We start from the raw sequence: 25,985 nt of genomic DNA on the forward strand, positions 1-25,985 counted from the left end.
ACATTTGAACGGCGTCCACGCTGTAGGAGCTGCCAAGGGCTGCGATCTTTTGATCTTGCTTCTCACAGAAATCCGGCGACCTTCTTCGCTGTCGCGTCCAAATGCTGCTCATGCGTAAACCCTGAAGCCTTCAACGGCTTCAAATCATGATCCGCCGCCTCAAGCCAGAACACCTCGATACCCGGCGCCAACGTATAAGCCTCAACGGCCTCACGATTGCCCAGCGCATCGCGCTCACCCTGCACAATCAACGTCCGTGTCTTTAGCGCAGCCAAATGCTCAACCCGAGGTTTCTCCGGTTTGCCGACGGCATAAAACGGATAACCGAGGCACACCAGCGCATCCGCTTCCAGCTCATCGGCCAAAAGACTGGCCATCCGCCCGCCCATGGACTTGCCGCCAATGGCCAGACGCCCAGTGACATGGCGTCGCACCACGGCGTACACCTCACGCCAGCACTCCAGCAGTTTCGGCGCCGGGTTCGGTGGGCGCTTGCCGCCGTCCACTCGCCGTTGGGCCATGTACGGAAACTCGAAGCGCAGCACGTTGACGCCTTGCGTGGCAAGGCGCGCAGCCATGTCGCTCATCCAGCCGCTGTCCATCGGCGCACCGGCGCCATGGGCGAGAATCAGTGTCGCCGAGGCCGGCACCGAGGCGGCATTCCACAACCATCCGTGATCCCGCACGCACTGCGCCCATTGATCCCCGTCAATACTGGCCTTGTGCTGTTTGTCCATGCTTGCCTCGCTTTTAGTCTGCCTATAACTCCAGGCGAAGGGAGCGTCTGCCTTGCGCGGCTTACTCGCAAAGACGGGCCCTCACTTCGGCTGAACCGTGGATGGGGAACCATGAACACTTCTATCAGTACCGCCTACAACTACAAGGTGGTCCGCCAATTCGCCATTATGACGGTGGTGTGGGGCATCGTCGGCATGGGGCTCGGGGTTTTTCTCGCCGCCCAGTTGGTCTGGCCCGAACTCAACTTCAATCTGCCATGGACCAGTTTCGGCCGGTTGCGCCCGCTGCACACCAACGCGGTGATCTTCGCCTTCGGCGGCTGTGCGTTGTTCGCCAGTTCGTTCTACTCGGTACAGCGTACCTGCCAGACTCGATTGTTTGCGCCGAAAATCGCCGCGTTCTGCTTCTGGGGCTGGCAACTGGTGATCCTGTTGGCGGCGATCAGCCTGCCGCTGGGTTACACCAGCTCCAAGGAATACGCCGAACTGGAATGGCCGATCGACATCCTGATCACCATCGTCTGGGTGGCGTACGCCATCGTGTTCTTCGGCACGATCATGCAGCGCAAGACCAAGCACATCTATGTCGGTAACTGGTTCTTCGGTGGATTCATCATCACCGTGGCAATCCTGCACATCGTCAACAACCTGGAATTGCCGGTGAGTCTGACCAAGTCCTACTCGCTGTACTCCGGTGCGACCGATGCCATGGTGCAGTGGTGGTACGGCCACAACGCCGTAGGCTTTTTCCTCACCGCCGGTTTCCTCGGAATGATGTACTACTTCGTGCCGAAACAGGCCGAACGCCCGGTGTATTCCTATCGCTTGTCGATCGTGCACTTCTGGGCGCTGATCACCCTGTACATCTGGGCCGGTCCCCACCACTTGCACTACACCGCGCTGCCGGACTGGGCACAGTCGCTGGGCATGGTGATGTCGCTGATCCTGCTGGCGCCGAGCTGGGGCGGGATGATCAACGGCATGATGACCCTGTCGGGTGCCTGGCATAAGTTGCGCAGCGACCCGATCCTGCGTTTCCTCGTGGTGTCCCTGGCGTTCTACGGCATGTCGACCTTCGAAGGGCCGATGATGGCGATCAAGACGGTCAACGCCCTCTCCCACTACACCGACTGGACCATCGGCCACGTTCACGCCGGCGCGCTCGGCTGGGTGGCAATGATTTCCATCGGTGCGCTGTACCACATGATCCCGAAAGTCTTCGGCCGCGAGCAGATGCACAGCATCGGCCTGATCAACGCGCACTTCTGGCTCGCCACCATCGGCACCGTGCTGTACATCGCCTCGATGTGGGTCAACGGCATCGCCCAGGGCCTGATGTGGCGCGCAGTCAACGAGGACGGCACGCTGACCTACTCCTTCGTCGAAACCCTGGTGGCCAGCCATCCTGGCTTCATCGTGCGACTGGTGGGCGGCGCGATCTTCCTCAGCGGCATGCTGCTGATGGCTTACAACACCTGGCGCACCGTGCGGGCCTCGCAGCCTGCCGAAGCCGTCGCTGCCGCGCAGATCGCCTGAGGAGTCCGCCATGAAACACGAAACAATCGAGAAAAACGTCGGCCTGCTGATGTTGCTGATGGTGTTCGCCGTGAGCATCGGCGGCCTGACCCAGATCGTCCCGCTGTTCTTCCAGGACGTGACCAACAAACCGGTGGAAGGCATGAAGCCCTACACCGCGCTGCAACTGGAAGGTCGCGACATTTACATCCGCGAAGGCTGCGTCGGTTGCCACTCGCAGATGATCCGCCCGTTCCGCGCCGAAACCGAACGCTACGGCCATTACTCGGTGGCCGGGGAAAGCGTGTGGGATCACCCGTTCCTCTGGGGCTCCAAGCGCACCGGGCCGGACTTGGCGCGAGTCGGCGGGCGCTACTCCGAAGACTGGCACCGCGCGCACTTGTACAACCCGCGCAACGTGGTGCCGGAATCGAAGATGCCGGCGTATCCATGGCTGGTGGCCAACCCGCTCGACAGCAGCCACACCGAAACCAAGATCCGCGCCATGCGCACCCTCGGCGTGCCGTACGCCGACGAAGACATTGCAGGCTCGGTCGCTTCGCTGAAGGGCAAGACCGAGATGGACGCGCTGGTTGCCTACCTGCAAGTGCTCGGCACTGCCATCAAGAGCAAGAGGTGAGTCATGGTCATTGATATGAGCACAGGCCTGATCCGCGGCCTCGGTACAGTCGTGGTGTTCGTGGCCTTCGTCGGTCTGACACTGTGGGTGTTCAACAGCAAGCGCAATCCGCAATTCGCCGAAGCGCGCCTGCTGCCGTTCGCTGACGAGCCGCAACCCGAAACTACCCAAGAATCTGCAACAACAAGGAGTGCCCAGCCATGACCACCTTCTGGAGTGCGTGGATCTGCGTACTGACCATCGGCAGCCTGATCGGCCTGACCTGGCTGCTGATCGGCACCCGCCGGGGCGAAACCAAGGGCAGCGTCGACCAGACCATGGGCCACAGCTTCGACGGCATCGAGGAGTACGACAACCCGCTGCCGCAGTGGTGGTTCATGCTGTTCGCCGGCACCCTGGTGTTCTCGGTCGGCTACCTGATTCTTTATCCGGGCCTGGGCAACTGGAAAGGCATCCTGCCCGGTTATGAAAACGGCTGGACTGGTGTCCATGAATGGGAAAAGGAGATGAGCAAGGCGGACGCCAAATTCGGGCCGATCTTCGCCAAATTCGCGGCAATGCCGGTGGAAGAAGTAGCGAAAGACCCGCAAGCGCTGAAAATGGGCGGACGCCTGTTCGCCTCCAACTGCTCGGTGTGCCACGGCTCAGATGCCAAGGGCGCATTCGGCTTCCCCAACCTGGCCGACAGCGATTGGCGCTGGGGCGGCAGTGCCGAGACCATCAAGACCACCATCATGGGTGGCCGGATGGCGGCCATGCCGGCCTGGGGTGAAGTGTTGGGTGAGACCGGGGTGAAGAACGTCGCCGCGTACGTGCGTCACGAATTGGCCGGCCTGCCGCTACCAGCCGACAGTGGTGCCGACGTGCAAGCCGGACAGCAACTGTTCAGCACCACCTGCGTAGCCTGTCATGGGGCAAACGGCCAGGGCACTGAAGCCATGGGCGCGCCGAATCTGACGCACCCGGCCGGTTTTATCTACGGTACCAGCCTGGCGCAACTGCAACAGACTATTCGCCATGGCCGCCAGGGCCATATGCCGGCGCAAAACGAACTGCTGGGCAACGACAAGGTGCAATTGCTGGCCGCTTATGTGTACAGCTTGTCCCACGGAGTCGGCACCGAGCGTTTGCAGGCACAAGGCAAAAACGAATAATTTTTGACCGCTCTGCTGCCGCATTCTGCGGAATGCGGCAGTTCCCTGCCTCTTTGCGACCCATTGTCGCACCCTGCCGTTCCCCTTCCTTTCGGTTCACCAGATTCGGGTCTAAGCTTCCTCGGTGCGGACTGGCATGAGCCGGTTCCAGGTCGATTTTACCCGATGTGTTCGACGATTCTGTTCGATGACAGGCCGCAAAGGCTGGTAGACACCGGCTGTCGCGCAAATTGCCGTCTGTCCCTCGATCGTTGCGTTTGAACACACCCCGTTACATCTGACTTGAACCCCTCGCCTTTTTCATCCGCTGCGACATTTTGTCAGAGGGCAATTTTGTCCTTACGCGGCGCATGGAAAGGCCGCAGAATCAGGTTTTGAAAGCATTGACCCAGGTCATGGCGCGTTGCAATGACCCCCCGCTTTCTCCATACTTGCGGCCGATTTTTACTCCTAATAAAACACCCAAACCGTGGAACCTTAGAATGAGCACAGCAATCAGTCCGACTGCTTATAACTATAAGGTAGTCCGCCAGTTCGCCATCATGACGGTGGTCTGGGGGATCCTTGGCATGGGGCTTGGTGTCTTCATCGCCTCACAGCTCGTATGGCCGGAATTGAACTTCGGTCTGCCGTGGACGACTTTTGGACGCTTACGCCCGTTGCACACCAACCTGGTGATTTTCGCCTTCGGTGGTTGTGCTCTGTTTGCCACTTCTTATTACGTCGTGCAGCGAACCTGCCAAACGCGACTGATCTCCGACAGCCTCGCGGCCTTCACCTTCTGGGGTTGGCAAGCGGTGATCGTCGGCGCGATCGTGACCTTGCCGATGGGTTTCACCACCACCAAGGAATACGCGGAACTGGAATGGCCCCTGGCTATTCTGCTGGCCATCGTCTGGGTCACCTACGGTCTGGTGTTCTTCGGCACCATCGTCAAGCGCAAGACCAAGCACATCTATGTCGGTAACTGGTTCTACGGTGCCTTCATCGTCGTGACCGCGATGCTGCACATCGTCAACCACATGTCGCTACCGGTCAGCCTGTTCAAGTCCTACTCGGCCTACGCGGGTGCGACCGACGCGATGATCCAGTGGTGGTACGGCCACAACGCCGTGGGCTTCTTCCTGACCACCGGTTTCCTGGGGATGATGTACTACTTCGTGCCGAAGCAGGCCGAGCGTCCGATCTACTCCTATCGCCTGTCGATCGTGCACTTCTGGGCGCTGATCACCCTGTACATCTGGGCCGGTCCGCACCACCTGCACTACACCGCACTGCCGGACTGGGCTCAGTCCCTGGGCATGGCGATGTCGATCATCCTGCTGGCTCCGAGCTGGGGCGGCATGATCAACGGCATGATGACCCTGTCGGGCGCCTGGCATAAGCTGCGCACCGACCCAATCCTGCGCTTCCTCGTGGTATCGCTGGCGTTCTACGGCATGTCGACCTTCGAAGGCCCGATGATGGCCATCAAGACCGTCAACTCGCTCTCGCACTACACCGACTGGACCATCGGCCACGTACACGCCGGCGCCTTGGGCTGGGTAGCGATGATCTCGATCGGCGCCATCTACCACATGATCCCGAAACTGTTCGGCCGTGCACAAATGCACAGCACCGGTCTGATCAACGCGCACTTCTGGCTCGCGACCATCGGTACCGTGTTGTACATCGCTTCGATGTGGGTCAACGGCATCACCCAGGGCCTGATGTGGCGTGCAATCAACGACGACGGCACCCTCACCTACTCGTTCGTGGAAGCGCTGCAGGCCAGCCACCCTGGTTTCATCGTTCGTGCCCTGGGCGGCGCGTTCTTTGCCAGCGGCATGCTGTTGATGGCCTACAACGTGTTCCGTACCGTTCGTGCCTCGGACCCGGCTGAAGCTGAAGCCGCCGCCAAGATTGCTGTAGTTGGAGCTCACTGATGAAGCATGAAGCAGTCGAGAAGAATATTGGCCTGCTGGCCTTCTTCATGGTTATCGCCGTCAGCATCGGCGGCCTGACCCAGATCGTTCCGCTGTTTTTCCAGGACGTTACCAACAAGCCGGTCGAGGGCATGAAGCCTCGTACCGCCCTTGAACTGGAAGGCCGCGACATCTACATCGCCAACGGTTGTGTCGGCTGCCACTCGCAGATGATCCGCCCGTTCCGTGCTGAAACCGAACGCTACGGCCACTACTCGGTCGCCGGTGAAAGCGTCTGGGATCACCCGTTCCTGTGGGGTTCCAAGCGTACCGGTCCGGACCTGGCCCGTGTCGGCGGTCGTTACTCCGATGACTGGCAGCGTGCGCACTTGTACAACCCGCGCAACGTGGTGCCCGAGTCGAAAATGCCGGCTTACCCGTTCCTCGTGGAAAACAAGCTCGACGGCAAAGACACCGCCAAGAAAATGGAAGTCTTGCGCACGCTCGGCGTCCCTTACACCGACGAAGACATCGCCGGCGCCAAGGATGCTGTGAAGGGCAAAACCGAAATGGACGCGCTGGTGGCCTATCTGCAAGGCCTGGGCACCATCATCAAAAGCAAACGGTGATTTAGATGGATATCGGGATGATTCGTGGCCTGGGCACCGTTGTTGTGATGGTGGCCTTCATCGGTCTGGCGTTGTGGGTATTCAGCCCCAAGCGCAAGTCGGAGTTTGAAGACGCGACCTTGCTGCCTTTCGCGGATGATCCCGAAGCCATCAAGCACGTCGAGCAAGCTTCTAGGAGTAACAAAGAATGACTACGTTCTGGAGTCTGTACGTCACAGTCCTCAGTCTCGGCACCATCTTCGCCCTGACCTGGCTGCTGCTGTCCACCCGCAAGGGCCAGCGCGCCGAGCAGACCGACGAGACGGTCGGCCACTCCTTCGACGGGATCGAGGAGTACGACAACCCACTGCCGAAATGGTGGTTCATGCTGTTCGTGGGCACCATCATCTTCGCCCTTGGCTATCTGGTCCTGTACCCGGGCCTGGGTAACTGGAAAGGCCTGTTGCCAGGTTACAACTACCTGGATAACGAGAAGCAGACCGCGTTCGCCAACGGCCAGACCGGCTGGACCGGCGTCCACGAGTGGGAAAAGGAAATGGCCAGGTCGGACGCCAAGTTCGGCCCGATCTTCGCCAAGTTCGCTTCCATGCCAATCGAAGAAGTCGCCAAGGACCCGCAAGCCCTGAAGATGGGTGGCCGCCTGTTCGCCTCCAACTGCTCGGTCTGCCACGGTTCCGACGCCAAAGGCGCTTATGGCTTCCCTAACCTGACCGACGCCGACTGGCGCTGGGGCGGTGAAGCGGCAACCATCAAGACCACCATCATGGGCGGCCGTCACGCCGTGATGCCGGCCTGGGCCGAAGTGATCGGCGAACAAGGCGTCAGCGACGTTGCCGCTTACGTGCTGACCAGCCTCGATGGCCGCAAACTGCCGGAGGGCGCCAAGGCTGACCCGGTTGCCGGCCAGAAGCTGTTCGCTGCCAACTGCGTGGCTTGCCACGGTCCGGAAGGCAAAGGCACCCCGGCCATGGGCGCCCCTAACCTGACTCACCCGGCAGCGTTCATCTACGGTTCGAGCTTCGCTCAACTGCAGCAGACCATCCGTTACGGCCGTCAGGGCCAGATGCCTGCGCAGGAACAGCTGCAAGGCAACGACAAGGTTCACCTGCTGGCCGCTTACGTCTACAGCCTCTCTCACGGTGAGAAAGCGCCGGTGGCAGACGCCCAGTAAGGCAAACGCTCGATGCAACAAAAAAGGCCCCGCCAGTGATCTGGCGGGGCCTTTTTCATGGGCGACTGGTGAAAATTGATTTCACCGGCACTTTCGCTACAAGCTTGCGGTTATGCCACTGGTTGTTTTCGACCAGATCGACCTGCAGCTGCTTGCGATCCGCGGAAAAACTGGCAATCAGATAGGTCTCCTGGGAAGCGCTGCCACTGAGGAAAACGGGCACATTCCCCCTATAGGACATGGAACCGCCGTTTTCATGAAGATGACCGGCGAATATGGCCGTCACTTCATATTTTGCGATCATATCCCTGAAACGACTTTCCTGACTCCAGTCACCCTGCCAGTCATAGGGTTTATGCATGTTGATAATGATCGCGTAACCTTGGGCCCGGGCGACTCGTAAATCATTTTCAAGCCAATCCAGCGCAGCGGTAATGTTAAAAGTTGTAGGATTCAGGGGATGGGAAATTTTGGTTGCGTAAGTCGGCTCATTATTAAGCTGGACCAGATGAACCTCCCCTATATTTTTGGAATAGGCAAGACTGCCCGAATACATCTTATTGAACAAAAAGCCCGTAATCTTCAAATCGAAATCATCTACCTTGCCGGCATGATGCTCTTGATATTCGACAATACTGCCCGCCGCACAACTATTAGTGAAACAATCATCTACATTGTTCTGATAGTCATGATTACCCAAGCCGTACAGATAGTCTTTATTAAAGTACTTCTGCAGCGTCGAATTGATATACGAACGCTGCCAACCATGACCAAACGCCGTCATGTCACCGTTGATCATCAATGGCACCTGCGACTGACCGCCCATCTTGCTTCTGAAATCCGCAATACTCGCGAACTGGGTCTCCACCAGCCATTTGGCACGCTGTTCAAACTCGCTGTCAGGTTCATATTCCTCACTGTCCGTTTTATCCGTCCACGGATACTGCGGATCAGACGCGAAGACCATATGAATAGGTGTACCTTCATTTGAATGTGCGATAGATGCCAGTGACAGGATCCACATGCATGCGAATAACTTCGCACCTTTTACAATGTTCATAGAATTCCATTTCCGTAATATTAGATAGGCACGCCGCTATATAACAACGGCATGCCAGAACAACTTATTCCAGAAAATAGAAAACCGCAAACATCAAACAGCGGGCAATTCAGTTAATATATTTCCGACTTGCTTATAACAACTGACGTCGATGCTTTCGCCAGCAGCATAGGACTCCCGTACAGGGAAACGTAATGCGCGCCTGGCTGAAGCGTCACCGCGTCATACCGCCTTCGATGCCAGGATTTTGCCGGTCGATGCCACCGTAGCGCTCGAATGAGCTCGCCGCCCCCACAAAACCGTCCATAATTCACAAGTCAATTGATTCAAGTCATTACACTGTCAGTTGATTTCCACCAACGTGACCAAAGGTCGCACCCTTGAGTTAGAGCTACAGGCGTATCATTGCGCCACTGCAACACCTCTTTTTGACCGCGGTCGGCACGTACTGACCGAGGCATTTTTCCACTGCCGTGGGATGCAATGATGAGCAATCAGATTCCGGTACACGACGTCACTCCACCCGCCAAGAACGCGAACAACAGCGTCGACCTCTACGCCTCTCGAGAAAAGATCTACACCCGCGCCTTCACCGGTCTGTTCCGCAACCTGCGGATGACGGGTGGTGCCGCACTGTTTCTGCTGTATTTCGGCACGGTGTGGCTGAGCTGGGGCGGTCATCAGGCCGTCTGGTGGAACCTGCCGGAGCGTAAGTTCTTCATTTTTGGCGCGACCTTCTGGCCCCAGGATTTCATCCTGCTCTCGGGCATTCTGATCATCAGCGCCTTCGGCCTGTTCTTCATTACCGTGTATGCCGGTCGGGTCTGGTGCGGCTACACCTGCCCGCAAAGCGTCTGGACCTGGATCTTCATGTGGTGCGAAAAGGTCACCGAAGGCGACCGCAACCAGCGCATCAAGCTCGACAAGGCGCCGATGAGCGCCAACAAATTCCTGCGCAAATTCAGCAAGCACACGATGTGGCTGCTGATCGGCTTCGTGACTGGCATGACCTTCGTCGGCTACTTCTCGCCGATTCGTGAACTGGTGATCGACTTCTTCACCGGTGAAGCCGATGGCTGGTCGTATTTCTGGGTCGGTTTCTTCACCCTCGCCACCTACGGCAACGCCGGCTGGCTACGCGAACAGGTGTGCATTTACATGTGCCCGTACGCCCGCTTCCAGAGCGTGATGTTCGACAAGGACACGCTGATCGTCTCCTACGACCCGCGCCGTGGCGAAAGCCGTGGCCCGCGCAAGAAAGGCATCGACTACAAGGCTCAGGGCCTGGGCGATTGCATCGACTGCACCATGTGCGTCCAGGTCTGCCCCACCGGCATCGACATCCGCGACGGCCTGCAAATCGAATGCATCGGCTGTGCGGCCTGCATCGACGCCTGCGACAGCATCATGGACAAGATGGATTACCCGCGCGGCCTGATCAGCTACACCACTGAGCACAACCTGTCGGGGCAAAAAACCCATAAACTGCGCCCTCGCCTGATCGGCTACGCCCTGGTGTTGCTGACCATGATCGCGTTGCTGGTGACCGCGTTCTTCATGCGCTCGCTGGTCGGTTTCGATGTCAGCAAAGACCGCGTGCTGTACCGTGAGAACGCCGAAGGCCGGATCGAAAACGTCTACAGCCTGAAGATCATGAACAAGGACCAGCGCGACCACACCTACGTGCTCGAAGCCACCGGCCTGCCGGACCTCAAGCTGCAAGGCAAGCGCGAGATCAAAGTCGCCGCCGGGGAAATTTTCAGCCAGCCGGTCGAGTTGTCCAGCTCGCCGGAGCAACTGCCGTCGAGCACCAACGAGGTGAAGTTCATCCTCAAGGATGCCGATGACGCCAGCGTCCACGTTGAAGCCAAGAGCCGATTCATCGGCCCACAAATTCGTTGAGAGAAGTGATCATGCCCGCAGCAACTGCCGCAAGTCCTTGGTACAAGCACCTTTGGCCGTGGATCATCATCGCCATCCTGGCCTGCTCGGTGACCTTGACCCTGTCGATGGTGACCATCGCGGTGAACAACCCGGACAACCTGGTCAACGACAACTATTACGAGGCCGGCAAAGGCATCAACCGCTCCCTGGACCGTGAACTGCTGGCCCAGACCCTGCAACTGCGAGCCAGCGTGCACCTGGATGAGCTGACCGGCGAAGTCGACCTGCGCCTGAGCGGCAACAGCCAACCGAAAACCCTTGAGCTGAATCTGATTTCGCCGACCCAGCCGGAGAAGGATCGCAAGATCACCCTGGCCCGCAGCGAAACTGAACAGGGCCGCTACATTGGCCAGTTGAGCGACAAGGTCGAAGGCCGCCGCTTCGTCGAATTGCTGGGTGTGCAGGATGACAAGACCTGGCGCATGTTCGAAGAAGAACAGGTCAGCCATGCCAAGGATCTGTTGCTCGGTGATGAGCCGTTGCAAGGTGCCGAAGACCTGAAGAAATAGTCACAACGATCTCCTGTGGCGAGCGGGCTTGCCCGCGTTCGGTTGCGCAGCAGCCGCAAGTTGTCTACTCGATCTATCGAGAAGTTCGCGCTGACTGTCTTTGGGACCGCTGCGCGGTCCAACGGGGGCAAGCCCCCTCGCCACAGAGGCCTTTGGGCCTGCCACAATGGTTTTCATGGCAACAAACATGACCAGTCCAACCCCCTGCTACCACTGCGCCCTGCCCGTCCCGGCCGGTAGACGCTTCACCGCCGCTGTCCTCGGGGATACCCGCGAATTCTGCTGCCCGGGTTGCCAGGCGGTGGCCGAGGCCATCGTGGCCGGTGGGCTGGAAAGTTATTACCAGCATCGCAGCGAAGCCTCGGCCAACCCCGAAGCCTTGCCGGTGCAGTTGGTCGACGAGTTGGCGCTGTATGATCGCGCCGACGTGCAGCAACCCTTTGTCCGTCACGAAGGCGAACTCGCCGAAACCACCCTGTTGATGGAAGGCATCAGCTGCGCCGCCTGCGGCTGGCTGATCGAAAAGCATCTTCGCAGCCTGCCGGCGGTGGCCGAAGCACGCCTGAACCTGTCCAACCATCGCCTGCACGTGCGCTGGGCCGACGCGCAATTGCCGTTGAGCCAGGTGCTCAGCGAATTGCGCCACATCGGTTACGCCGCTCACCCTTATCAGGCCGACCGTGCCAGCGAACAACTGGCCAGCGAAAACCGTCTGGCCCTGCGCCAACTCGGGGTCGCCGGGTTGCTGTGGTTCCAGGCGATGATGGCGACCATGGCCACCTGGCCGGAATTCAACATTGACCTCAGCCCCGAACTGCACACCATCTTGCGTTGGGTCGCGTTGTTTCTCACCACGCCGATCGTGTTCTACAGCTGTGCGCCGTTCTTCAAAGGGGCGATGCGCGATCTGCGCACCCGGCACCTGACGATGGACGTCTCGGTGTCACTGGCAATTGGCAGTGCCTATATCGCCGGGATCTGGACCTCGATCACCGGGGTCGGCGAGCTGTATTTCGATGCGGTGGGAATGTTTGCGCTGTTCCTGCTGGCTGGGCGCTACCTGGAACGCCGCGCCCGGGAACGAACCGCCGCCGCGACCGCACAACTGGTCAATCTGTTGCCCGCCTCCTGCCTGCGGCTGAGTGCCGACGGCCAGAGCGAGCGGATTCTGCTCAGCGAGCTGCGCGTGGGCGATCAGGTGTTGGTGCACCCCGGTGCGATCCTGCCGGCCGACGGCAAGATCCTCGACGGTCAGTCGAGCATTGACGAATCCCTGCTCACCGGCGAATACCTGCCGCAGCCACGAACCCTGGGCGACGCTGTCACCGCTGGCACCTTGAACGTCGAGGGTGCGTTGACCGTGGAGGTCCTGGCGCTGGGTCAGGACACGCGCCTGTCGGCCATCGTCCGCCTGCTGGATCGCGCCCAGGCCGAAAAGCCACGGCTGGCGGAAATCGCCGACCGCGCCGCGCAATGGTTCTTGCTGCTGACGCTTATCGCAGTGGCCGCCATCGGCCTGCTCTGGTGGGAGCTGGATTCATCGCGAGCGTTCTGGATTGTCCTGGCGATGCTGGTTGCGACCTGCCCGTGCGCCTTGTCCCTGGCCACGCCGACCGCTCTCACCGCCGCCACCGGCACGCTGCACAAACTGGGGCTTTTGCTGACGCGCGGCCATGTACTGGAAGGCCTGAACCAGATCGACACGGTGATTTTCGACAAAACCGGCACCCTCACCGAAGGTCGGCTGGCCTTGCGTTCGATCCGGCCGCTTGGGGCACTGGCGAGCGATCAATGCCTGAGCCTCGCCGCCGCCCTGGAAAACCGTTCCGAACACCCGATCGCCCGGGCTTTTGGCCGCGCGCCGCTGGCCGCCGAAGAGGTCCACAGCACGCCGGGCCTGGGCCTTAAAGGCTTGGTCGGCGCGCAACGCCTGCGCATTGGCCAACCGGGTTTTGTCTGCGAGCTCAGCGGTGCTCAAGTGCCGATGATGCCCGATGAACCTGGCCAATGGCTGCTGCTCGGCGACAGCCAGGGACCACTGGCGTGGTTCGTCCTCGACGACCGTTTGCGCGCCGACGCCCCCGCTCTGCTGGCGGCCTGCAAGGCTCGCGGCTGGCGCACCTTGCTGCTGTCCGGCGACAGCTCGCCGATGGTCGCCAGCGTCGCCGCCGAACTGGGCATCGACGAGGCCCGTGGCGGTTTGCGTCCGGACGATAAATTGCAGGTGCTGAAACAACTGCACCAGGAAGGCCGCAAGGTGTTGATGCTCGGTGACGGGGTCAACGACGTGCCGGTGCTGGCCGCCGCCGACATCAGCGTGGCGATGGGCTCGGCCACCGATCTGGCAAAAACCAGTGCCGACGCGGTGTTGCTGTCGAACCGCCTCGACGCGCTGGTGCAAGCCTTCAGCCTGGCCCGTCGCACCCGTCGGGTCATCATCGAGAACTTGCTGTGGGCAGCGCTGTACAATGGCCTCATGTTGCCATTCGCCGCCCTCGGCTGGATCACTCCGGTGTGGGCCGCGGTCGGCATGTCCATCAGTTCGTTGACCGTGGTGTTGAATGCTTTGCGCCTGACTCGCCTGCCGAGCGCGCCAGCCACCAGCGCCACGCCAGAAACCCGCCCGCTGCCGGCCTGAGCCGCGCGGGCATGGAGTCCAGATGCCAGCTCTCTACGTGATGATCCCGGCCGCGCTGCTGATCGTGGCCATCGCTATCTACATCTTCTTCTGGGCGGTCGACAGCGGTCAGTACGACGACCTCGACGGCCCGGCCCACAGCATCCTGTTCGACGACCAGGACCCGAAGCACACGGCAGCGGTCGACGAGGCCAGCGGCCATCCGGCCAAACCCGACGACAAGGCGCCACCCCATGCTTGAGTTGGCGCCACTGTTGGTCTCTGCGCTGATCCTCGGCCTGCTCGGTGGCGGCCATTGCCTGGGCATGTGCGGCGGTTTGATGGGCGCGTTGACCCTGGCGATCCCCAAGGAACAGCGCAGCCGACGCTTGCGCTTGTTGCTGGCCTACAACCTGGGGCGGATTCTCAGCTACGCCGCGGCCGGCCTGCTGATCGGCCTGGCTGGCTGGGCCGTGGCCAATAGCCCGGCGGCGATGTTCATGCGCATCCTCGCCGGATTGCTGCTGATCGCCATGGGGCTGTACCTGGCCGGTTGGTGGAGCGGCTTGACCCGCATCGAAAGCCTCGGTCGCGGCCTGTGGCGGCATATCCAGCCGGTGGCCAACACACTGTTGCCAGTGTCGAACCTGCCCCGCGCCTTGCTGCTCGGCGCGCTGTGGGGCTGGCTGCCGTGCGGGCTGGTTTACAGCACATTGCTGTGGTCGGCGAGTCAGGGTAATGCGCTGGACAGTGCGTTGCTGATGCTGGCGTTCGGGTTGGGCACCTGGCCGGTGCTGCTCGCCACAGGCCTGGCCGCCGAGCGGGTCACGGCGTTGTTGCGTAAACGCAGCGTGCGCATGACCGGCGGCTTGTTGGTGATGGTGTTCGGCATCTGGACCTTGCCGGGGCCGCATCAGCATTGGCTCATGGGGCATTAGCCCCCTCGCCACAAAAACTATCGCTATCGCCAATCACCGTTGATGCAAATCAAGATGCCGCAACGCCGCACCCCCTAGACTCGCCGACACTGCCAGCCTATCCGGGGGAATGCCCGCATGCTCGACGCCATTCGTTGGGACACAGATCTGATCCGCCGTTACGACCTGGCGGGGCCGCGCTACACCTCGTATCCGACGGCCGTGCAATTCGACAGCCAGGTCGGCACCTTCGACCTGTTTCATGCCCTGCGCGACAGCCGCAAGGCGTTGCGGCCGTTATCCCTGTATGTGCACGTGCCGTTCTGCGCGAACATCTGCTACTACTGCGCCTGCAACAAAGTCATCACCAAGGACCGAGGCCGCGCCCTGCCCTATTTGCAGCGCCTGGAACAGGAAATCCAGCTGATCGCCTGCCACCTCGACCCCATGCAAAAAGTCGAGCAACTGCATTTCGGCGGCGGCACACCGACCTTTCTCAGCCACGATGAACTGCGTCAGCTGATGGCCCGGCTGCGCAAGCATTTCAATCTGCTGGACGACGATTCCGGCGACTACGGCATCGAGATCGACCCGCGCGAGGCCGACTGGTCGACCATGGGCCTGCTCCGGGAACTGGGCTTCAACCGGGTCAGCATCGGCCTGCAAGACCTTGACCCGGCGGTACAGCGGGCGGTCAATCGCCTGCAAAGCCTGGAAGAAACCCGCGCGGTGATCGACGCCGCCCGGACTCTGCAATATCGCTCGATCAACATCGATCTGATCTACGGCCTGCCCAAGCAGACGCCCGAGAACTTCGCCCGCACCGTCGACGAAGTCATCAACCTGCAACCGGACCGGCTCTCGGTGTTCAACTACGCCCATCTGCCAGAGCGCTTCATGCCGCAACGGCGGATCAACAGCAACGATCTACCGGAACCGGCGCAGAAGCTGGAAATGCTCCAGCGCACCATCGAACAACTGACGGCCGCCGGTTACCGCTACATCGGCATGGACCACTTCGCCCTGCCCGATGATGAACTGGCGATTGCCCAGGAAGAGTCGACCTTGCAACGCAACTTCCAGGGCTACACCACCCACGGTCATTGCGATCTGATCGGTCTGGGGGTATCGGCCATCAGCCAGATCGGCGACCTGTACTGCCAGAACAGCAGCGACCTGACCCAGTACCAGAACGCTTTGGCGTCCGCGCAACTGGCCACCGCCCGTGGCCTGCTGTGCAATGCCGACGATCGCTTGCGCAGGGCGGTGATTCAGCAACTGATTTGCCATTTCAACCTGGAATTCGCGGAAATCGAGCAGGCCTTCAACATCGATTTTCGCGGTTACTTCGGCGAGCTCTGGCCACAGCTGCAGGACATGGCCAAGGACGGGTTGATCGAGCTCGACAATGAACGGATCACCGTACTCCCCGCAGGCCGACTGCTGGTGCGCTCGGTGTGCATGGTGTTCGATGCATACCTGGAACACACCAATCGCCAGCGCTTTTCACGAGTGATTTAATGCCTTGCGGTTAAATTGTCGCAGGCTGGCCCGAATGTCCTCCCGTGGGGTACCCTTACGGCTTATGTGTGTTTTTTCCCACAAGGATTAAAGAAATGTCCGAGCCAGTAAAACTGCGCGCTCATAACCAGGCCCATTGCAAGGATTGCAGCCTGGCCCCTCTCTGCCTGCCACTTTCTCTGAATCTGGAAGACATGGATGCGCTGGACGATATCGTCAAACGTGGTCGCCCGCTGAAAAAAGGCGAATTCCTGTTTCGCCAGGGCGACACGTTCGATTCCGTTTATGCAGTACGCTCCGGCGCCCTGAAGACCTTCAGCCTGAGCGATGGCGGCGAAGAACAACTCACCGGTTTCCATTTGCCGAGTGAATTGGTCGGCCTGTCGGGCATGGACACCGAAAAGCATCCGGTCTCGGCGCAAGCCCTGGAAACCACTTCGGTGTGCGAGATCCCGTTCGAGCGCCTCGACGAACTGGCCCTGCAACTGCCACAACTACGCCGTCAGTTGATGCGCGTGATGAGCCGCGAGATTCGTGACGATCAGCAAATGATGTTGCTGCTGTCGAAGAAAACCGCCGACGAGCGCATCGCCACCTTCCTGGTCAACCTGTCGGCCCGTTTCCGCGCCCGAGGCTTCTCGGCCAACCAGTTCCGGCTGAGCATGTCGCGCAACGAAATCGGCAATTACCTGGGCCTGGCGGTGGAAACCGTGTCCCGGGTGTTCACCCGCTTCCAGCAAAACGAACTGATCGCCGCCGAGGGTAAGGAAGTGCACATCCTCGACCCGATCCAGCTCTGCGCCCTGGCCGGTGGCTCGATCGAAGGCTGACTCTGTTGACGGTGGCTGAGCGAAACGGTTCAGCCACCGTTATACTGCGACGTTTGCAGCCCGCCAGGACACTTCGACGATGGTCATCGACTCCTTCGACATCAAATCACTGATCCGCCCCGTGATCGACTTCCCCAAGCCGGGCGTGATCTTTCGCGACATCACCCCGCTGTTCCAGTCGCCCACGGCCCTGCGCCTGGTGGTGGACAGCTTCGCCCATCGCTACGTCGAGGCCGACTTCACCCACATCGGCGCCATGGACGCGCGCGGGTTCCTGATCGGTTCGATATTGGCGTATCAGCTGAACAAGCCATTGGTGTTGTTCCGCAAGCAGGGCAAATTGCCTGCCGACGTGCTGGCCGAAGGTTACGCGACCGAATACGGCGAAGCCTTCCTTGAAGTCCACGCCGACAGCCTGTGCGAGGGGGATTCGGTGGTGCTGTTCGATGACCTGATCGCCACCGGCGGCACGCTGATTGCGGCGGCCAACCTGGTTCGGCGCATGGGCGCGCGGGTGCATGAAGCGGCGGCGATCATTGACTTGCCGGAGCTGGGTGGTTCGCAACGGCTGGAAGACATGGGGATTGCGACTTTCTGTCTGACGCAGTTTGCGTTGAGCGATAAGTAAGGCAGCGCCTGGAAGGCGTCAGCCCAGACAGCACCGTTACAGCGAAATCGGCTTACGCCCGGCAAACGAATGCGCCAATGTCCCGCCATCCACCAGTTCCAGCTCGCCACCCAACGGCACGCCGTGGGCAATGCGCGAGGCAATCAGGCCCTTGTTGCTGAGCAACTGGGCGATGTAATGCGCCGTGGCCTCGCCTTCCACCGTCGGGTTGGTGGCGAGGATGACTTCGGTAAACGTGCCCGCCTCTTCGATCCGCGCCATCAGTTGTGGAATGCCGATGGCTTCCGGCCCCAACCCGTCCAGAGGCGACAAGTGGCCCTTGAGCACGAAGTAGCGACCGCGAAAACCGGTCTGCTCCACGGCGTAAACGTCCATCGGACCTTCCACCACACACAGCAAGGTGTCGTCGCGGCGTAAATCGGCGCATTGCGGGCACAGATCGTCTTCGGTCAGCGTGCGGCACAAACGGCAGTGGCCCACCCCTTCCATGGCCTGGCTCAGCGCCTGGGCCAGTCGCGAACCGCCGCTGCGATCGCGCTCAAGCAGTTGCAACGCCATGCGCTGGGCAGTTTTCTGACCCACACCCGGCAAAATTCGCAGGGCATCGATCAGTTGGCGAATCAAAGGGCTGAAGCTCATGGGGAAAAAGTCCGACATAACAACGAGACGCGGTTTATACCCGCGCCTCTGTTTAGCGTCAAATAGCAGCGCCAATTACTCAGTCGGCGCCACCCGCACCACCAGTTTGCCAAAGTTGCGTCCTTCCAGCAGGCCAATAAATGCCTCGGGCGCGTTCTCCAGGCCGTCGACCACGTCTTCACGGAATTTCACCTTGCCGTCACGCACCCAAGGCGCCATGGCGCTGATGAACTCTGGCTGACGGTCGCCGTAGTCGTCGAACACAATAAACCCCTGAATCCGCACGCGCTTGGTCAGCAGCGTGCGCTGCAATTGTGGCAAGCGATCCGGCCCGCTCGGGGCTTCATGGGCATTGTAGGAAGCGATCAGACCACAAAGAGGAATCCGCGCCTTGGGGTTGAGCAGCGGCAACACCGCATCGAACACCTTGCCACCGACGTTTTCAAAGTAGATGTCGACGCCTTTGAAGCAGGCCAGCGCCAATTCGTCGGCGAAGTCCGGGCGCTTGTGGTCGATGCAGGCATCGAAGCCCAACTCCTCGACCACGTAACGACATTTTTCCGCACCACCGGCCACGCCGACCACCCGCAGGCCTTTGAGCTTCGCCACCTGGCCGACCACCGAACCCACCGCGCCGGAAGCGGCCGCCACTACCAGGGTTTCGCCCTCTTTGGGTTGGCCGATGTCCATCAGCCCCATGTAGGCGGTCATGCCGGGCATGCCCAGCACCCCCAGCGCCATCGATGGACTTGGCAGCCCGGACGGGAGCGGAATGATGTTGCGCCCGTCGCTGATGCTGTGGCTCTGCCATCCCGTGGCGCCGACCACCAGATCGCCCTCCTGGAATTTCGGATTCAGCGAACGCTCGACACGACTGACAGCCCCACCGGTCATTACTTCGCCGATTTCTACCGGTGCCGCGTAGGACGGCGCGTCACTCATACGACCGCGCATGTAGGGATCCAGCGACAGATACAGCGTCTTGAGCAGCACCTGACCGTCGGCCAGATCCGGCAACGCTACCCGTTCCAGGCGGAAATTCTCCGGTGTCGGCGCGCCCACCGGGCGAGACACCAGGACGATTCGTTGGTTGAGGGTCAATGCTTGTGGCATGTGAGCGTCTCCTTTGATCGATGAATTTCGGCGGTATAGGGAGCAGACCATTGTGGGGATGGCGCGTTCGATGTTTCTACTTTTCACTGTGGCGAGGGAGCTTGCTCCCGCTGGGGCGCGTAGCGGCCCCACTCTCTCTACCTGAAAAGAGGGGGACTGCTGCGCAGTCCAACGGGAGCAAGCTCCCTCGCCACAGGGGTTGGCAAAAACCAGCCGGAAACAAAAATGCCAGGCGCGATGCCTGGCATTTTTTTAACCCATCCGACGCGCGCTGGCGAATCAGAATGGCAATTTCATACCCGGTGGCAGTTGCATGCCAGCGGTCATGCTGCCCATTTTTTCCTGGCTGTTGGCTTCGATCTTGCGCACTGCATCGTTGACGGCGGCGGCAAATACAGCCTCCAGCATCTCTTTGTCGTCTTCGCTCAGGCCTTCGACCAGGCTTGGGTCGATGGTCACGCGCTTGACGTCGTGACGACCGGTCATTACCACGGTGACCATATCGCCACCGGCCTTACCGGTGACTTCGGCGTTGGCCAGCTCTTCCTGCATCTTGGCCATTTTTTCCTGCATCTGCTGCGCCTGCTTCATCAGGCCGGCCATGCCACCTTTCATCATGGGAATCACCTCAAAAGTACTTGGATAAAAACAGCGCCCGGCGAGTGCGGCCAAGCGCCTTCAGTTATTAGCCCTGACTGACCAGGGCTTCGACAGGTTCAATAGTATCGTGACGGACCACCGCCCCGAACTGCTGCATCATTTGCTGGATGAACGGATCGCCATGGATCGACTCCTCGGCCTCGCGCTGACGGTCGGCACGACGCCGGGACGCTGCCTGGGCCGGGGTTTCCTGCTCAGGCTTGATCAGCTCGATGCTCAGGGTCAGCGTGCGCCCGTGGTGCTGGTTCAGCGCATCGTTGAGGCGACGTTGTTGCGTCGCGTTGAACAGGGCGCTGTGAGCCGGGTCCAGATGCAACAGCCAATTGTCGCCATCGACGGCGATCAGCGTGCAGTTGGCGGCGATGCTGCCGGTCATGCCGGACACCGGCAATTTCGGGAACAACTCCAGCCATTGCAGGGCCAGGCCGGTGGCCGGCATCGCGGCCGGTTCAGGCTCGGGCTGCGCCGCAGGTTCGGCGGTGTGCTCACTGGCCAGATCGTCGAGGTAGCTGTAGGCCGAATCCATGTCCGGCTCGATGTAATCCTCGTCCAGCGGCGGCTCGTCATCCAGGTCGATGCCTGGCGTGGCGGCATCGACTTCGGCCACGGACGGTTCCGGAATCGGCGCAGCGGCCCACTCAGGCGCATCCGGCACCACGCTGTCCGGCGTCGGCATGGGCATCGGTGGTAATTCGGGTTGTTCGCCGGCCGTCTCCAGCATTGGCTCGACGGCGGGCTGCTGGACAACCTCGGGCTCTACCGGATCGTTCCAGGGCAGATCGACGACTTCTTCGACCGCTACAGGCTCGACCACGGGCTCGGGCTCAGGCACCGCCACCAGCGCAACAGGTTCAGGCGCAACGGCCGGGACAGGTGCGGGTGCAACCACGGGCGCCACTGGAACCGGTACCACGGCCGCAGCGACTACCGGCGCAACAATCGGCGCGGCAGCCACTGAGTTTGCGGAATCAACTGTGGCCTGGCTGATCCCCACTGGCTTTAGCGGTTGCCTCGGAGCGTCCTCGGTGTCTGCTGGCCTGAATGCGAGCATTCGCAGCAGGACCATTTCGAAACCGCCGCGCGGATCCGGTGCCAGCGGCAAATCCCGGCGACCAATCAGGCCCATCTGGTAATAGAACTGCACATCTTCGGCCGGCAGTGCCTGGGCCAGTGCCAATACTCGATCACGGTCGCCATGACCGTTGTCGACACCTTCAGGCAGGGCCTGGGCGATGGCAACACGGTGCAACACGTTGAGAATTTCCGAGAGCACGCCGTTCCAGTCCGGGCCTTGCTCGGCCAGATGGCGCACGGCTTCGAGCAACGCCTTGGCGTCGCCTTCGATCAGCGCATGCAGGACGTCGTAGACCTGGCCGTGATCGAGGGTGCCGAGCATCGCCCGCACGTCGGCGGCCAGAACCTTGCCTTCACCGAAGGCGATGGCCTGGTCGGTCAGGCTCATGGCATCGCGCATCGAACCGTCGGCGGCGCGACCCAGCAACCACAGCGCATCGTCTTCGAACGGCACGTTCTCGACGCTCAGCACATGGCTCAGATGCTCGACCACCCGCTCAGGGGTCATGTTCTTCAGGGAGAACTGCAGGCACCGCGAGAGAATCGTTGCAGGAAGTTTCTGCGGATCGGTGGTAGCCAGGATGAACTTGACGTAGGGAGGCGGCTCTTCGAGGGTTTTCAACAGCGCATTGAAGGAATGGCTGGAAAGCATGTGCACTTCGTCGATCAGGTAGACCTTGAAGCGCCCGCGGCTCGGCGCGTACTGCACGTTGTCGAGCAGTTCGCGGGTGTCTTCGACCTTGGTCCGGCTCGCGGCGTCGATCTCGATCAGGTCGACGAAGCGGCCTTCATCGATTTCGCGGCACACCGAGCACTCGCCACAAGGCGTCGAAGTGATACCTGTTTCACAATTCAGGCATTTGGCGATGATCCGCGCGATGGTGGTCTTGCCGACCCCGCGGGTACCGGTAAACAGGTAGGCGTGGTGCAGCCGCTGGCTGTCCAAGGCATTGATCAGAGCCTTGAGCACATGGGTCTGGCCGACCATTTCGCGGAACGAGCGCGGACGCCATTTACGTGCAAGAACCTGATAACTCATCGAAAACCGTCGCAGCGAAGGAAGCAGAAGCGGCTAATGCTAGCGGAGCAAGGCCAAAATTGCATCCGGTGCGCTCGTCTATTCTGGCTAAGCTGCACTTTGAGGAGCTTTTATCAGCTCAGGCTTGAGCCGTACCGGAGCATTTATGCACTTTGCCTTGGGGGCACTGCTATTCGTCAGCCTGAGCGTCGCGGCCGCCGAAGTGCCGTTGCGCTTTGTCGTGCCGGACAGCTGGGCCATGCCCTTGGTGCAAATCGAGCGCGACCGGCCGACCCAGGGCATTCTGCACGACATCATGCTTAGCCTGGCGACTCAGGTCGGCGCGCCGGCGCAATTTCACGTGTTGCCTCGGCCGCGAGTACAGAACGCCATGGAGCACGGCGAAGCCGATGTGCGCTGTTTCGTCTCACAAGACTGGTTGTCGACCCCGTCCGGCGACTATATCTGGAGCGTTCCGCTGCTGGTTCAGCGCGACATGCTGATTGGCCGGCAAGGCCCACCCGACTCTGTCAATCCAGCGGACCTGCCACGACAGTCGATCGGCACCGTGCTCGGCTATAGCTACCCGACCCTGCAACCGCTGTTCGACGCCGACCGGCTGCACCGCGAGGACGCACGCAATCAGGAACAGGTGCTGGAAAAACTGCTGGCTGGACGCTATCGCTACGCGGTGAGCAACCAATGGACCCTGGACTGGTTCAACCAGCGCCTGCTGCCCGACCAGCAACTGAAAAGTGTCGCGCTGGTGCAGGAACAGCCTATCAGTTGTTACATGCGCAATGACCCCAAAGTGCCAGTACAACGCATTTTGCGTACGTTGCAGCAAATGAAAACGTCGGGGGAGATCAATGACATCATCCGACTCTATACCGGTAACCCGACCCCGTAGCAGCTGCCGAAGGCTGCCATATAGAGCGAGTCAGGCTATTTGATCGAGTGCCTGCCATTGCGACGGGGCGACAAACCCCGCCACCCAGGCCGGCACCTCGGCGGGCGGCATCGGGCGGGCGATGAAATAGCCTTGAGCGACTTCGCACCCCAGTCGCAACAACAGCTCACCGTGCTCAAGGCTTTCCAGCCCCTCGGCAATCACCTGCCGGCCGAATGCGCGGGCCAGGCCAATCACCGCCGTGGTCAGGGCCAGGTCATCCCGGTCATTCAGAATGTCACGCACAAATGACTTGTCGATCTTGATAGTCTGGGTGCGTAAACGCTTGAGATAACTCAGGGACGAATAACCGGTGCCGAAATCACCCAGGGAAAACTGCACCCCCAACGCCTGACAGGCCTGCAAACAGGCGCTGACATGCTGGATATTCTCGATCGCCACCGACTCGACGATTTCCAGGTCGAGCATCCGCGGGGCAACCTGAGCATGCCGAGCGAGTACCTGTCTGAGCCGGTCGACGAAATCCGCGCGCTGAAAATGTCGCGCCGCGATGTTGATACTGATCGGCCAGCCCTGCCCCACTTGCTGCCAGCGGTGCAACTGCGCCAGCACCTGGTCCATCACCCATTCGCCGATATCGATGATCAGGTCGGTATCCTCTACCAGCGGCAAAAACTCCCGGGGCGGCACCATGCCGTTTTGCGGGTGCTGCCAACGCAACAAGGCCTCGAAACCGACGACCTCGCCACGACGCATGTTCACCTTGGGCTGAAAGTGCAGGCGAAATTCACCGGCGACCAGCGCCTGACGCACCCGCTCGACGGTCTGGTGCGTGGCCTTGACCTCTTGATCCAGGGACACATCGAACAGATGAAAGCGGTTTCGCCCGCGCTGTTTGGCCACATACATCGCCTGGTCGGCGTGGCGCAGCAGGGTTTCGGCATCTTCGTTGTCGTGGGGAAACAGGGTGACGCCGATACTGGCAAACACATTGATGTCCTTGCCGTGCAATGTGTAAGGCGCCGAGATCGCCCCCAGCACGCGACTCAACGCCGCGCGCAATTCCGGCAGATCACGCACGTAACGCAACACCAGCACGAACTCGTCACCGGCCAATCGCGCCACCACATCTTCGCCGCGCACAATGTCACGCAGACGCTTGGCCACTTCCACCAGCAACATATCGCCACTGGCGTGACCGTAGCCGTCGTTGACCGCTTTGAACCCGTCGAGGTCAAGCATGCACACTGCCAGCGGAATATTTTCCTGCCGGGAAAACTCCAGCGCCTGATCCAGCAGATCCGACAGGAACGCGCGATTGGGCAGCCCGGTCAGCACGTCATGCCCGACCCGCCATTGCAGGGATTGCAGCAATTGGCGTTTTTCGCTGATGTCGAAACGAATCGACAGGTATCGGTCAACGAGCCCGGTGGTGTCGTCGAGCACCGGCACCATTGTGCTGTCGACCCAATACAACCTGCCATCCTTGGCGCGATTACAGATTTCGCCCTTCCAGACATTGCCCAGAGCAATGGTGCGCCACATGGCAGCGAAGAAATCGGCGGAATGCAGGCCGGAGTTCAGCAGGCGATGGTTTTGCCCCAGCAATTCCTCGCGGCTGTAGCCGGACACGACGCAGAATTGATCGTTGACGTAAGTAATCCGGCCGTTGAGATCAGTCTCGGAAAAAATTGCGGCGGCATCCACGGCCCTGCGGTATTTCTCATCCATGAGTGAGGCTCACTGTCGCTAGCGGAGGTACCGCTCGACCAGTGCAGGATGCCCGGAAGAGATGTTTTGAGACGTACAGCGCAGAGACACGTTATCACTCCATGAACAGCATTTGATGGCCCCTGGACCGCCGAAGATCAACTAGTCTCGGGCAAGGTAGCAACACCGACTCTGGTAACATTTCGCGAGGGTTTCAGACCGCCAACGACTTCTCTGCACACCCGGCAAGGGAAGACAATGCTGGCTGTTTCATATCGCCTAAACTTCAGACAGCAGATCACCAAAACCCCCTCCGAAGCGGCGATTCTACGAAATGCATCACATTTTGCAAAGCAAGGTGATGGATCATGCAGTTGCCTAATGCAAAAATCTATCGTTAAGTTCTTGATTCTAAATGGGAATTGAGCGATGCAAATTTCAAGTTTGGGTCCAGCCATCCGACGCTACCGCAAGGTCGCAGGGCTTACTCAGGCTGAACTCGGCGAAAAAACCGGTTTTGACCCCAAAACCATCAGCCGCTTCGAAACTGGCACCTATACCCCCAGCGTGGAAGCATTGTTCCTGCTTGCCGACGTGCTGGGTGTGAAGCTGAAAGCCTTTTTCGCAGATCTAGGCGACGAGGATGAACAGCGAGCGTACCTGTTCAACGTCATACACAAAGCCACCCCGAAGGATCTGGGAAAGCTGATCGCAGCGGTTGACCAGGCCTTGTCCAAGCCTTGATGCTAACAAATAAAAAAAGGAGGCCGACCTGTCGAACGCGACAGATCGGCCTCCTTTTATATATCCCGCTGTTTCATTCGGAAACGACGAAAAGCCGCCCTGGATGAACTCCATGGCAGGTAAAGAAAAACAGTATTTTTAGATAGAAAACACGAGAGAGGGTTCGTGTTGCGTTATGGAGGCAACCCCACCAGCCACACCCCGGCACACAATGTTCCCGCTGTGGCTGCTTCCTTCCGGATCTGACCAGGTTCACGGGTAATCGTTGCGGGGGGACCGATGGGGTCACCATAACGACGCTCACCTGACGGCGAGCCGCGCCATTGTACCTATCTGAGACG

At 60.2% G+C, this 25,985-nt stretch carries 25 protein-coding genes, 1 other RNA gene and 1 pseudogene; 18 read left to right on the forward strand and 9 right to left on the reverse strand.

The features are described 5' to 3' along the window. Positions 1 to 62: 62 nt before the first annotated feature. A complete protein-coding gene (locus LOY28_RS20255) occupies positions 63 to 737 on the reverse strand; it encodes an alpha/beta family hydrolase (RefSeq protein ID WP_258612443.1) in 675 nt (224 codons plus the stop codon). Positions 738 to 848: 111 nt separating this feature from the next. On the opposite strand from LOY28_RS20255, the gene ccoN (LOY28_RS20260) reads away from it, so the two are divergent. The 8 genes from ccoN (LOY28_RS20260) (at position 849) to ccoP (LOY28_RS20295) (ending at position 7,750) form a co-directional block, all read left to right on the forward strand. Next, positions 849 to 2,273: a cytochrome-c oxidase, cbb3-type subunit I gene (ccoN, locus tag LOY28_RS20260; RefSeq protein ID WP_007942213.1), complete on the forward strand. Its 1,425-nt coding sequence runs from the start codon at positions 849 to 851 to the stop codon at positions 2,271 to 2,273. 10 nt (positions 2,274 to 2,283) lie between these two features. Then, positions 2,284 to 2,892 (forward strand): cytochrome-c oxidase, cbb3-type subunit II, encoded by a 609-nt coding sequence (gene ccoO, locus LOY28_RS20265; protein ID WP_258612444.1) that lies wholly within the window; start codon positions 2,284 to 2,286, stop codon positions 2,890 to 2,892. A 3-nt stretch (positions 2,893 to 2,895) separates the two neighbouring features. Next, entirely contained in the window at positions 2,896 to 3,096 is a 201-nt protein-coding gene (locus tag LOY28_RS20270; protein ID WP_258612445.1) for a cbb3-type cytochrome c oxidase subunit 3, read from the forward strand. Next, positions 3,093 to 4,046, forward strand: coding sequence for a cytochrome-c oxidase, cbb3-type subunit III (ccoP, locus tag LOY28_RS20275; RefSeq protein ID WP_258612446.1), 954 nt, complete (start codon positions 3,093 to 3,095; stop codon positions 4,044 to 4,046). Before LOY28_RS20270 ends, ccoP (LOY28_RS20275) begins: the two co-directional genes overlap by 4 nt. Positions 4,047 to 4,528: 482 nt before the next feature. Further along, the gene (gene ccoN / locus LOY28_RS20280) at positions 4,529 to 5,971 is read left to right on the forward strand and encodes a cytochrome-c oxidase, cbb3-type subunit I (RefSeq protein ID WP_007942208.1); all 1,443 of its coding nucleotides are present in this window, start codon (positions 4,529 to 4,531) and stop codon (positions 5,969 to 5,971) included. Then, entirely contained in the window at positions 5,971 to 6,579 is a 609-nt protein-coding gene (gene ccoO, locus LOY28_RS20285; protein WP_018925301.1) for a cytochrome-c oxidase, cbb3-type subunit II, read from the forward strand. The genes ccoN (LOY28_RS20280) and ccoO (LOY28_RS20285) overlap by 1 nt, the downstream gene beginning before the upstream one ends. Before the next feature lie 5 nt (positions 6,580 to 6,584). Beyond that, complete coding sequence (locus LOY28_RS20290; RefSeq protein WP_003175465.1) at positions 6,585 to 6,770, forward strand: CcoQ/FixQ family Cbb3-type cytochrome c oxidase assembly chaperone; 186 nt, start codon at positions 6,585 to 6,587, stop codon at positions 6,768 to 6,770. Beyond that, a complete protein-coding gene (gene ccoP, locus LOY28_RS20295) occupies positions 6,767 to 7,750 on the forward strand; it encodes a cytochrome-c oxidase, cbb3-type subunit III (RefSeq protein ID WP_018925300.1) in 984 nt (327 codons plus the stop codon). The genes LOY28_RS20290 and ccoP (LOY28_RS20295) overlap by 4 nt, the downstream gene beginning before the upstream one ends. Before the next feature lie 55 nt (positions 7,751 to 7,805). On the opposite strand, the gene LOY28_RS20300 is transcribed toward ccoP (LOY28_RS20295), so the two are convergent. Then, complete coding sequence (locus tag LOY28_RS20300) at positions 7,806 to 8,810, reverse strand: metallophosphoesterase (protein WP_258612447.1); 1,005 nt, start codon at positions 8,808 to 8,810, stop codon at positions 7,806 to 7,808. A gap of 486 nt (positions 8,811 to 9,296) precedes the next feature. On the opposite strand from LOY28_RS20300, the gene ccoG reads away from it, so the two are divergent. From ccoG to LOY28_RS20340, 8 genes are all read left to right on the forward strand, one after another. Beyond that, entirely contained in the window at positions 9,297 to 10,712 is a 1,416-nt protein-coding gene (gene ccoG / locus LOY28_RS20305) for a cytochrome c oxidase accessory protein CcoG (protein WP_007933370.1), read from the forward strand. A gap of 11 nt (positions 10,713 to 10,723) precedes the next feature. Continuing rightward, a complete protein-coding gene (locus LOY28_RS20310; protein ID WP_018925298.1) occupies positions 10,724 to 11,263 on the forward strand; it encodes a FixH family protein in 540 nt (179 codons plus the stop codon). A gap of 187 nt (positions 11,264 to 11,450) precedes the next feature. Continuing rightward, complete coding sequence (locus LOY28_RS20315; RefSeq protein ID WP_258612448.1) at positions 11,451 to 13,901, forward strand: heavy metal translocating P-type ATPase; 2,451 nt, start codon at positions 11,451 to 11,453, stop codon at positions 13,899 to 13,901. A 22-nt stretch (positions 13,902 to 13,923) separates the two neighbouring features. Continuing rightward, positions 13,924 to 14,142 carry a cbb3-type cytochrome oxidase assembly protein CcoS gene (gene ccoS, locus LOY28_RS20320; RefSeq protein ID WP_007933363.1) on the forward strand — a complete coding sequence of 73 codons (219 nt, stop codon included), beginning with the start codon at positions 13,924 to 13,926 and terminating at the stop codon, positions 14,140 to 14,142. Then, entirely contained in the window at positions 14,135 to 14,818 is a 684-nt protein-coding gene (locus LOY28_RS20325; RefSeq protein WP_018925296.1) for a sulfite exporter TauE/SafE family protein, read from the forward strand. Before ccoS ends, LOY28_RS20325 begins: the two co-directional genes overlap by 8 nt. Positions 14,819 to 14,935: 117 nt before the next feature. Further along, positions 14,936 to 16,318, forward strand: a complete 1,383-nt coding sequence (gene hemN, locus LOY28_RS20330) for an oxygen-independent coproporphyrinogen III oxidase (protein WP_018925295.1) — start codon at positions 14,936 to 14,938, stop codon at positions 16,316 to 16,318. 95 nt (positions 16,319 to 16,413) lie between these two features. Beyond that, positions 16,414 to 17,148: a fumarate/nitrate reduction transcriptional regulator Fnr gene (gene fnr, locus LOY28_RS20335; protein WP_018925294.1), complete on the forward strand. Its 735-nt coding sequence runs from the start codon at positions 16,414 to 16,416 to the stop codon at positions 17,146 to 17,148. Between the two features lie 79 nt (positions 17,149 to 17,227). Then, a complete protein-coding gene (locus tag LOY28_RS20340) occupies positions 17,228 to 17,776 on the forward strand; it encodes an adenine phosphoribosyltransferase (protein ID WP_258612449.1) in 549 nt (182 codons plus the stop codon). A 36-nt stretch (positions 17,777 to 17,812) separates the two neighbouring features. On the opposite strand, the gene recR is transcribed toward LOY28_RS20340, so the two are convergent. The 5 genes and pseudogenes from recR to dnaX form a co-directional block, all read right to left on the reverse strand. Then, positions 17,813 to 18,415, reverse strand: a complete 603-nt coding sequence (recR, locus tag LOY28_RS20345) for a recombination mediator RecR (RefSeq protein ID WP_018925292.1) — start codon at positions 18,413 to 18,415, stop codon at positions 17,813 to 17,815. 75 nt (positions 18,416 to 18,490) lie between these two features. Then, positions 18,491 to 19,489: an NADP-dependent oxidoreductase gene (locus LOY28_RS20350; protein WP_370741117.1), complete on the reverse strand. Its 999-nt coding sequence runs from the start codon at positions 19,487 to 19,489 to the stop codon at positions 18,491 to 18,493. Next, a pseudogene (locus tag LOY28_RS30180) lies at positions 19,461 to 19,574 on the reverse strand (hypothetical protein); the annotation flags it as partial. The pseudogene LOY28_RS30180 and the gene LOY28_RS20350, both read right to left, overlap by 29 nt. 233 nt (positions 19,575 to 19,807) lie before the next feature. Further along, complete coding sequence (locus LOY28_RS20355) at positions 19,808 to 20,146, reverse strand: YbaB/EbfC family nucleoid-associated protein (RefSeq protein ID WP_018925290.1); 339 nt, start codon at positions 20,144 to 20,146, stop codon at positions 19,808 to 19,810. 67 nt (positions 20,147 to 20,213) lie between these two features. Further along, a complete protein-coding gene (gene dnaX, locus LOY28_RS20360; protein ID WP_018925289.1) occupies positions 20,214 to 22,301 on the reverse strand; it encodes a DNA polymerase III subunit gamma/tau in 2,088 nt (695 codons plus the stop codon). A gap of 145 nt (positions 22,302 to 22,446) precedes the next feature. Between dnaX and LOY28_RS20365 the strand changes: the two genes are divergently transcribed. Next, positions 22,447 to 23,190, forward strand: a complete 744-nt coding sequence (locus tag LOY28_RS20365) for an ABC transporter substrate-binding protein (protein ID WP_018925288.1) — start codon at positions 22,447 to 22,449, stop codon at positions 23,188 to 23,190. Between the two features lie 30 nt (positions 23,191 to 23,220). On the opposite strand, the gene LOY28_RS20370 is transcribed toward LOY28_RS20365, so the two are convergent. Further along, positions 23,221 to 24,921, reverse strand: a complete 1,701-nt coding sequence (locus LOY28_RS20370) for a bifunctional diguanylate cyclase/phosphodiesterase (protein ID WP_258612450.1) — start codon at positions 24,919 to 24,921, stop codon at positions 23,221 to 23,223. Positions 24,922 to 25,329: 408 nt separating this feature from the next. Here LOY28_RS20370 and LOY28_RS20375 point away from each other — a divergent pair, with 408 nt between their 5' ends. Beyond that, positions 25,330 to 25,644, forward strand: a complete 315-nt coding sequence (locus LOY28_RS20375; protein ID WP_018925286.1) for a helix-turn-helix domain-containing protein — start codon at positions 25,330 to 25,332, stop codon at positions 25,642 to 25,644. 185 nt (positions 25,645 to 25,829) lie between these two features. Here LOY28_RS20375 and ffs read toward each other — a convergent pair. Continuing rightward, positions 25,830 to 25,926, reverse strand: an RNA gene (gene ffs / locus LOY28_RS20380) — signal recognition particle sRNA small type. Positions 25,927 to 25,985 lie beyond the last annotated feature (59 nt).

It is taken from the genome of Pseudomonas sp. B21-017 (assembly GCF_024749245.1).
Taxonomy (GTDB): Bacteria; Pseudomonadota; Gammaproteobacteria; order Pseudomonadales; family Pseudomonadaceae; genus Aquipseudomonas.

Coding starts and splice junctions, on each gene's coding strand:
- LOY28_RS20255 (WP_258612443.1), bottom strand. CDS start 737: ATGGACAAACAGCACAAGGCCAGTATTGACGGGGATCAATGGGCGCAG.
- ccoN (WP_007942213.1), top strand. CDS start 849: ATGAACACTTCTATCAGTACCGCCTACAACTACAAGGTGGTCCGCCAA.
- ccoO (WP_258612444.1), top strand. CDS start 2,284: ATGAAACACGAAACAATCGAGAAAAACGTCGGCCTGCTGATGTTGCTG.
- LOY28_RS20270 (WP_258612445.1), top strand. CDS start 2,896: ATGGTCATTGATATGAGCACAGGCCTGATCCGCGGCCTCGGTACAGTC.
- ccoP (WP_258612446.1), top strand. CDS start 3,093: ATGACCACCTTCTGGAGTGCGTGGATCTGCGTACTGACCATCGGCAGC.
- ccoN (WP_007942208.1), top strand. CDS start 4,529: ATGAGCACAGCAATCAGTCCGACTGCTTATAACTATAAGGTAGTCCGC.
- ccoO (WP_018925301.1), top strand. CDS start 5,971: ATGAAGCATGAAGCAGTCGAGAAGAATATTGGCCTGCTGGCCTTCTTC.
- LOY28_RS20290 (WP_003175465.1), top strand. CDS start 6,585: ATGGATATCGGGATGATTCGTGGCCTGGGCACCGTTGTTGTGATGGTG.
- ccoP (WP_018925300.1), top strand. CDS start 6,767: ATGACTACGTTCTGGAGTCTGTACGTCACAGTCCTCAGTCTCGGCACC.
- LOY28_RS20300 (WP_258612447.1), bottom strand. CDS start 8,810: ATGAACATTGTAAAAGGTGCGAAGTTATTCGCATGCATGTGGATCCTG.
- ccoG (WP_007933370.1), top strand. CDS start 9,297: ATGAGCAATCAGATTCCGGTACACGACGTCACTCCACCCGCCAAGAAC.
- LOY28_RS20310 (WP_018925298.1), top strand. CDS start 10,724: ATGCCCGCAGCAACTGCCGCAAGTCCTTGGTACAAGCACCTTTGGCCG.
- LOY28_RS20315 (WP_258612448.1), top strand. CDS start 11,451: ATGACCAGTCCAACCCCCTGCTACCACTGCGCCCTGCCCGTCCCGGCC.
- ccoS (WP_007933363.1), top strand. CDS start 13,924: ATGCCAGCTCTCTACGTGATGATCCCGGCCGCGCTGCTGATCGTGGCC.
- LOY28_RS20325 (WP_018925296.1), top strand. CDS start 14,135: ATGCTTGAGTTGGCGCCACTGTTGGTCTCTGCGCTGATCCTCGGCCTG.
- hemN (WP_018925295.1), top strand. CDS start 14,936: ATGCTCGACGCCATTCGTTGGGACACAGATCTGATCCGCCGTTACGAC.
- fnr (WP_018925294.1), top strand. CDS start 16,414: ATGTCCGAGCCAGTAAAACTGCGCGCTCATAACCAGGCCCATTGCAAG.
- LOY28_RS20340 (WP_258612449.1), top strand. CDS start 17,228: ATGGTCATCGACTCCTTCGACATCAAATCACTGATCCGCCCCGTGATC.
- recR (WP_018925292.1), bottom strand. CDS start 18,415: ATGAGCTTCAGCCCTTTGATTCGCCAACTGATCGATGCCCTGCGAATT.
- LOY28_RS20355 (WP_018925290.1), bottom strand. CDS start 20,146: ATGATGAAAGGTGGCATGGCCGGCCTGATGAAGCAGGCGCAGCAGATG.
- dnaX (WP_018925289.1), bottom strand. CDS start 22,301: ATGAGTTATCAGGTTCTTGCACGTAAATGGCGTCCGCGCTCGTTCCGC.
- LOY28_RS20365 (WP_018925288.1), top strand. CDS start 22,447: ATGCACTTTGCCTTGGGGGCACTGCTATTCGTCAGCCTGAGCGTCGCG.
- LOY28_RS20370 (WP_258612450.1), bottom strand. CDS start 24,921: ATGGATGAGAAATACCGCAGGGCCGTGGATGCCGCCGCAATTTTTTCC.
- LOY28_RS20375 (WP_018925286.1), top strand. CDS start 25,330: ATGCAAATTTCAAGTTTGGGTCCAGCCATCCGACGCTACCGCAAGGTC.